The following is a 6,885-nucleotide window of genomic DNA, read 5'->3' as shown; positions in this document are numbered from 1 at the left end:
GGAAGCCGGGTCGTGCGTCAAGGGCACCCTTCTGCCGGTGCCGCCCTATTTCAGTTCGTTGGTGCGTGTCAGAGCTTGTAGCTGAGCTTCAGCCAGGCGTTGCGCGGGTTGCCCTGCGTGTAGCCGTTGTAGGCACCCAGGCCGTTGTAGTACCGCTTGTCGCCCAGGTTCTCGATGTGCAGCGAGGCGCTCAGGCGGTTGTTGATGTCGTAGCGCGCCATCAGGCCGAACAGCGTCAGGCCGCCTTGCGAGGCGCGGCCGAGTTCGTTGAACTCGTCGTAGTAGATGCCGCTCTGGTAGCTCACGCTGCCGCCGACGGTGAGCTTGCTCCACTCGCCCGGCAGGCGGTAGCTGGTGGCCACGCGCAGCAGGCGGCGCGGGTACTGCGGGTTCAGCAGCACGCCGTCGGCATCGCGCTTGGCGTGGTAGGTGTAGCCCGCGAGCATCTGCAGACCCGGCAGCACCTCGCCGGCGGCGGTGAGCTCGAAGCCCTTGCTCTTGGCGCCCTGCACCGCGCGGTACGGAATGCCGCCGTCGGGCAGCAGCGAGCCGGCGCCGGTGTCGATCACGGCGAGGTTGGTCTCGCGCGTCTTGAAGATCGCGGCGCTGGTGTTGAGCTTGCCGCCGAAGTGTTCGCCCTTCAGGCCCAGCTCGATGTTCTTGCCGCGCTGCGGCGCGATGAGCGAGTTGTTGCGGTCGCGCACCGTGTTGGGCTGGAAGATGTCGGTGTAGCTGCCGTACAGCGAGAGTTCCTTGCTCACGTCGAACACCACGCCCAGGTAGGGCGTGACCACGCCGTTCTCGCGCATCGAACTCACGCCGGTGCGCCGCCAGGTGGTCCAGTCGAGCGTGGACGCATCGGACTTGTACCAGGTGCCGCGCGCGCCGACGATGAGCGACAGCGGCTCGGCCAGCTTCAGGCGGGTCGAGGCGTAGATGGCTTTCTCGGTGGTGTTCAGCGGCGCCGTGTACAGCGGGTACGAGAAGGAGGTCGGCTCGGGGAAGCTCTGCAGCTGGTAGAAGTTCAGCGGCCGGCGGTCGATCATGCGCGGCACGGCGCCACGCGTGTAGACCGTGGCGTCGTAGGTGTTGTAGCTCATGCCCACCACGGCCTCGTGCGTCTGGCCGAAAGCCTCGAACGGGCCCTTCAGGTGCACGTCGAGGGCCTTGTTGGCGCCTTCGGCGGGGTTCTCGCGGATGTCGATGGTGGAGGCGCCGGTGCGCGCGTTGATCGCGCGGTAGATGCTCAGGTCGCCCGAGGCGCGCTCGCGCTTGCTCTTGAGGTAGCTGGCGTCCACCTTCAGCTGCCAGCCCGCGCCCAGACGCTGGTCGAGGTTGGCGAACAGCTTGTCGCTGTACATGTCCCAGTAGCTCCACGGCGCGCTGGAGTTGAACGAGCGCGGCAGGTTGGTGCGCTGGCCGTTGCTGAAGAACAGCGGGCTCTGGCCGTAGTTGGCGCCATCGATGGCGGTCTTCTGGTGCTCGAAGCCCACCGACAGGCGCGAGCCCGCCGCGAGGTCGACTTCGAGAATGCCGTACAGCGCGTCTTCGCTGCGCTTCTTGTTCTCGATGAAGCTCTTGCCGTCGGTGCGCGAGGCCATGAAGCGGCCGCGCACGGTGCCGTCGGCGTTGAGGGGGCCGCCCACGTCGATCTCGGCGTTGTAGCGGCTCCAGCTGCCGATGCCGCCGGAGATGTGCCCGGCGAATTCGGAGGTCGGGCGCTTGCGCACGAGGTTGATGGCGCCGCCGGGCGAGCCCACGCCGTTGAGCAGGCCGGCCGCGCCGCGAATCACCTCGACGCGGTCGTAGAAGGCGGTGCTGATCATGCTCGACTCGCCGGCCACGCTGTTGAAGCCCAGCGTGGGCACGCCGTCGATCATGGTGCTCAGGGCGAAGCCGCGCGAGGAGAAGGTCACGCGCTCGTCGTTGCGGTCGGCCACGATGCCGGGCGTCTGGCGCAGCACGTCCTCGAGGGTGACGAGGTTCTGGTCGTCGATCTGCTGGCGGCCGATGACGCTGACCGACTGCGGCGTCTCGCGCAGCGACAGGTCCATGCGCGTGGCGCCGGCGGCGGCGCGCGTGGTGTACGAGCCCGTGCCTTCGGTGGTGCCGTCGGTGGCGGCCTGCGCGGCCACGGTCACGGCCGGCAGCGTGGATGCGCCGGCCGTGCTCTGGCGCTGGATGGTGACGCGCGTGGGGCCGTTGCGCACCGCCACCAGGCCGCTGCCGGCCAGCAGGCGGTCGAGCGCCTGCTGGAAGCTCAGGCGGCCCGACACGGCCGGTGCGGCCAGGCCCGAGACCACGTCACCGGCGGCGAGCACCTGCACGCCGGTCTGGCGCGACAGCTCGTTGAGCGCGGCGCCCAGCGGCTGGGCGGGGACGTTGATGTCGCGTGCTTGTGCAGCGGCCTGGTCGGCGCCCTGGGCGGCGGCGAGGCCGCTCCAGCTGGCAAGGGCGGTTCCGAAGGCAGCGGCAAGCGCGGCGCTCAGGAGTCGGTGGCGAGGCGAGAAACGCATGGGTGAAGGCTCCAGACAAATAAATCGGTGCGGCATGAAACGGGGGCGCGCCGCAGCCGTTGATCGGATGCGGGGTGCTTCTGGATGTAAGACGTTTGAACTCGAAAAAGAGAGACAGGCCCGTGACAAGGCATCGGCCGTCGCGTCGATGCGGGCCGAAAACGAGCGGGAAAAAGGAGCGGCGCGCCGGCGGGCACGCCCGGGTCAGCGCGCCTGCAGGCGCACGCTGCCGTCGGGCCGGGCCACCGCCACCAGCGGCAGGATGGCCGGCAGCGCGTCGAGCAGGCCGGCCGAGTCGTTGGTGCGAAAGCGCCCCGAGAGCCGCATCGCGTCGATGCGGGCGTCGGCGCCGACGATGGGCGCGCTGCGGTAGCTGTTGACCGCGGCCAGCGCGTCGCCCAGCGGCGTGTTGTCGAACACCAGCCAGCCGTCGCGCCAGGCCGAGAGGGCGGCGGTGTCGGCCTGGCGCACCGGGTCGGCGTGGCCGTCGCGCACCTCGAGCATGTCGCCGGCGCGCAGGTCGACCACTTCGCCGCTGCGTTCGGTGCCGGCCTGGCGCAGCACCTGCACGCGCACATGGCCGTGCTCGACGCCCACGGTGATCGGGCCGCCGCGGTCGCGCACGGTGAAGGCGGTGCCGACGACTTCGATGATCGCCTCGCGCGTGCGCACCACGAAGGGCCGCTCGGCGTCGGGCGCCACGTCGAAGCGGACCTCGCCGCGTGCCATGTCGATCATGCGGCGGCGGCGGTAGAGCGTGACGTCGACGGCGCTCTGGGGCGCCAGGTCGAGGCGGCTGCCGGCCGAGGCATCGGCGGCATCGGCCAGCGTGACCTTGAGCATCCGCGCGTTCGGTGTGCGGTACGTCGCCTGGAACACGGGCTGCTGCCAGTACCACTGCACGCCGCGCCCCGCGACCACGCCGGCGCCGAGCAGCCCGGCGACCGACAGCAGCATCTTGCGGCGCGAAGGGTTGCGTGGGGCCGATGCGGGCACGGGTTCGTCGAAGTGCGCGCGCAGGTCGTCGGCCATGCCGCCCAGCGCGTTCCAGCGCTCGCGCGCCTCGCGCACGGCGGCGGCGTGTTCGGGCGAGCGGGTGCGCCACTGGTCGAGCGCGAGCCGGGCGCTGTTGGCGGCCGGGCTCGGCGGCGCGATCTCGTCCTCGACGATGAGCGCGAGCGCGCGTTCGATCAGCCGTTCACGCGGAACGACCGCTGTGGCCGCACGGCTCATGAAAAGTCTTCGGCCAGTGCGGTGTCGAAACCGGCGTGGCTGTTCACCGCCTGCGGCTCGATCAGTTCATGGCGCAGCTCGGCGAACACGCGCGAGCAGTCGATGGTGGCGCGCAGCAGGTGCTTGGCGACCGCCATCTCGGTGATGCCCAGGCGCTGCGCGATCTCGGCGCGCGAGTGGCCGTAGGCGCGGAACAGCAGGAACACCTCGCGCCGGCGCGGCGGCAGCTGTTCCATGGTTTCCACCACGCGGCGCAGCACACGGTGCTGCGCCACGACGTATTCGGACGAGGGGGCCGTGAGGTGCGTGCCCACGACGGCATGCGAGACGGCCCACTCCTGCGCCACCTTGCGGTGGCGGGCTTCGTCGATGCACAGGTTGCGCGCCACGCGGAACAGCAGGGCGCGCGGCGACTCGATGGCGGCGCCGTCACGCAGGCCGAGGGTGTGCGTGTACACGCGCTCGAAGCTGGACTGCGCGATGTCGGCCGCATGGTGCGGGTCGCGCAGGTCGCGCGTGAGCTGCCGGCGCAAGTCCGCGTAGTGAGACACAAGTTCCTGGACGAGGTCGCGCATCCGGTCGCCTTCTCGCAAGCATCGACAAAGGACCCCTGGGCCGATGGCTGGTGCGCGCCAGTGAAGAGGAGGCGAGGGCGCTGGCTTCGGTGACCCCGGGGATGGGGTGAATAAGAACTATTCTTATTGAGTGTAGCACCGAAGCCTTGCGTTTCCGTGGCTAGACCACGGGCGCGGCGTGGGCGGGGCGCTCCGCGGCGGGCGCCTGCGGGGCCTGCGCCGTGTGCCGCGGCGTGGCGTTCAGCAGCGCCTGGCCGATCTCGTCGGAGCGGATGGCGGTGACCGACAGCAGCGTGTCGCTCAGGCCGTGGCTGGTCTCGCAGGCGCCCTGCAGGAAGATGCCCGGGCGCAGCGCCGGCGTGCCCTGCACGCGGTAGTCGCGGTCGACCGAGAAATCGCCCAGGTAGGGCGCCAACGGTGCCAGCAGCGTGCGGTGCGCGTCGCGGGCGTAGCCGGTGGCGAGCACCACGGCGTCGTAGGCCTTGTCGTGGCGCGCGCCGGTGTTCAGGTCGTGCAGCGACAGGTGGATGCCGTCCTGCGCGGCGCGCACGGCCGACACCTCGTGCCGACGCAGGAAGCTGTGGCGCGTCGAGCCGGCCACGCGCTGGCGGTAGAACACGTTGAAGATCTGCTGGATCAGCTCCAGGTCGGGCGCGGCGTAGTTGGTGTGCCAGAACTCCTCGAGCAGCTCGGCGCGCTCGTTCACCGAGCGGTTGAAGACGAAGTCGGTGAAATCGGTGTTGAAGATCTCGTTCACGAACGGGCTGTCGTCCGAGGGCTTGATGGAGCGCGCCCGCATGATCAGGTCGACCTGCGGCTTCGCGGGGTGTGACTGCAGGTCCATGAAGATCTCGGCCGCGCTCTGGCCCGCGCCCACGATGGCGATGCGGTCGGCGCCGGGATGGCGGGCGATGGCCTCCAGGTAGGTGCTCGAATGGAACACGCGGCCGTCGTCGCGCAGGGGCTGGAAGCGCGCCGGGATGTTGGCCACGCCGCCCACGCTCACCACCAGGTTGCGCGCCAGGCGCTCGCGCACCGCGCCGTTGGCGTCGCGCGAGCGCACGCGCAGCAGCGAGACCTCGTTGCCCTTCATCTCGGGCACCACCTCGAACACGGCCTCGCCGTAGGCGCAGCGGTCTTCGAACTGCGCCGCGGCCCAGCCCAGGTAGTCGTTGAACTCGTGGCGGCTCGGGAAGAAGGTCTTGAGGTTGATGAAGTCCTGCAGGCGCTGCTTTTCGTGCAGGTAGTTCAGGAAGGTGAAGCGGCTGGACGGATTGCGCAGCGTGGCCAGGTCCTTCAGGAACGAGATCTGCATGTGCGCGTTGTCCAGCAGCATGTTGCGGTGCCAGACGAAGCCCGGCTGCTTCTCGATGAACAGCGCATCGACGAAGTGGCCCTTCTGGCGCTTCTCGTCGAGCGCGATGGCCAGTGCGATGTTGGACGGGCCGAAGCCGACGCCGATCAGGTCATGGATTTGCATGGATGTCCTCCAGGGATGGCTCGTGTCGACGAGCCGGGGCCGGCGAAGCGGCGGTGGGGTCGGCGCGCGGAATCCACAGCGCCTCGCCGAAGAAACGCTCGCGCCACAGCACGCCCAGCAGGGCGCGCTTGTGCGGAAAGTCGAACTCCTTCACATGGGCGTAGCCGCAGCGGCCCAGGCTCCGGATCATTTTTTCGTTGTCGGCGCGCGGCTCGATCACCAGGCGCTGCGTGCGCGGGTCGTCCAGGAAGAGGTAGTGCGACACCGACGGCATCCAGGCCGTGAGAAAGGGCTTGCCGCGAAAGCGCGCCTCGCCCACCAGTGCATGCCAGCCGCGGTCGTGGTCGGCCGCGTCGTAGAAGGGCGCGATGCGGTCTTCCTTCGCCCAGTAGGCCTCGAAGTAGCCGAAGGGCTCGCCGTCGAAGCGGCCGACGAGGCCGGTCACGCGCGGGTCGGCCGCGATGCCTTCCAGGTACTGGCGGTGGCGCGCGAGGTCGCCTTCTTCTTCCCAGAAGTGCGCGACCACGGGGTCGTTCATCCAGCGGTGGAAGGCGGGCAGGTCGCGTTCGATGTCGACCGTGTCGAGCGTGAGCGTCTGGTTCAGCCACGGGATGTGGCGGCGGTACACCGTGCCCTGCGGCTTGGCGGGGCGCAGCGGATGGCGCTTGCCCTGCGTGACGACGAAGCGCTGCGCGAAGGGCTCGCGCGGCTGCGGCAGCCAGGCGCGCGGCCATTGCCAGAAGGCTTCGCGCGCCACCGTGGGCAGCGCGCCCTCGGCCGGCGTGACGATGCCTGCGTCCACCAGACGCGTGCCGCTCGGCAGCGGCGATTGCAGCGCGAGCTGCCGCGCGGCCGGGTGGCGCTGGAAGGCCGCCTCGATCGCCGCCAGCAGGTGCGCTTCGTCAGGCTCGCCCGCGCAGGCGCCCAGCCATTCGAGGCGCGGCGTGCCGGCTGCGCGCGCAGGGCCCAGGTGCTGCTGTGGCGGTCGCCGTCGTGCGGCGTGACCTTGAGCACGGTGCCTTCCAGCCGGACGTCCAGCACCCGGCCTTCGGGGTGCGCGTGAAAGCGCCATGCGGTGTCG

The 6,885-nt window shown here is 70.2% G+C and carries 5 protein-coding genes; all 5 read right to left on the bottom strand.

Going from position 1 to position 6,885, the window contains the following annotated elements; all coding sequences use genetic code 11:
• Positions 1-68: 68 nt before the first annotated feature.
• On the bottom strand, positions 69-2,516 hold the full coding sequence (locus FFI97_RS03835; protein WP_139702908.1) for a TonB-dependent siderophore receptor: 2,448 nt from the start codon (positions 2,514-2,516) through the stop codon (positions 69-71).
• Between the two features lie 204 nt (positions 2,517-2,720).
• Positions 2,721-3,749, bottom strand: coding sequence for a FecR family protein (locus FFI97_RS03830; protein ID WP_095746291.1), 1,029 nt, complete (start codon positions 3,747-3,749; stop codon positions 2,721-2,723).
• Positions 3,746-4,324: an RNA polymerase sigma factor gene (locus FFI97_RS03825; RefSeq protein WP_070062439.1), complete on the bottom strand. Its 579-nt coding sequence runs from the start codon at positions 4,322-4,324 to the stop codon at positions 3,746-3,748. The genes FFI97_RS03830 and FFI97_RS03825 overlap by 4 nt, the downstream gene beginning before the upstream one ends.
• Before the next feature lie 160 nt (positions 4,325-4,484).
• A complete protein-coding gene (locus FFI97_RS03820) occupies positions 4,485-5,804 on the bottom strand; it encodes a lysine N(6)-hydroxylase/L-ornithine N(5)-oxygenase family protein (protein WP_070062440.1) in 1,320 nt (439 codons plus the stop codon).
• Positions 5,791-6,876, bottom strand: a complete 1,086-nt coding sequence (locus FFI97_RS03815; RefSeq protein ID WP_144004363.1) for a GNAT family N-acetyltransferase — start codon at positions 6,874-6,876, stop codon at positions 5,791-5,793. The genes FFI97_RS03820 and FFI97_RS03815 overlap by 14 nt, the downstream gene beginning before the upstream one ends.
• Positions 6,877-6,885 lie beyond the last annotated feature (9 nt).

It is taken from the genome of Variovorax sp. KBS0712 (assembly GCF_006323185.2).
GTDB classification, from domain to species: domain Bacteria; phylum Pseudomonadota; class Gammaproteobacteria; order Burkholderiales; family Burkholderiaceae_C; genus Variovorax; species Variovorax boronicumulans.
This window is presented reverse-complemented; position numbering and strand designations above follow the sequence as displayed.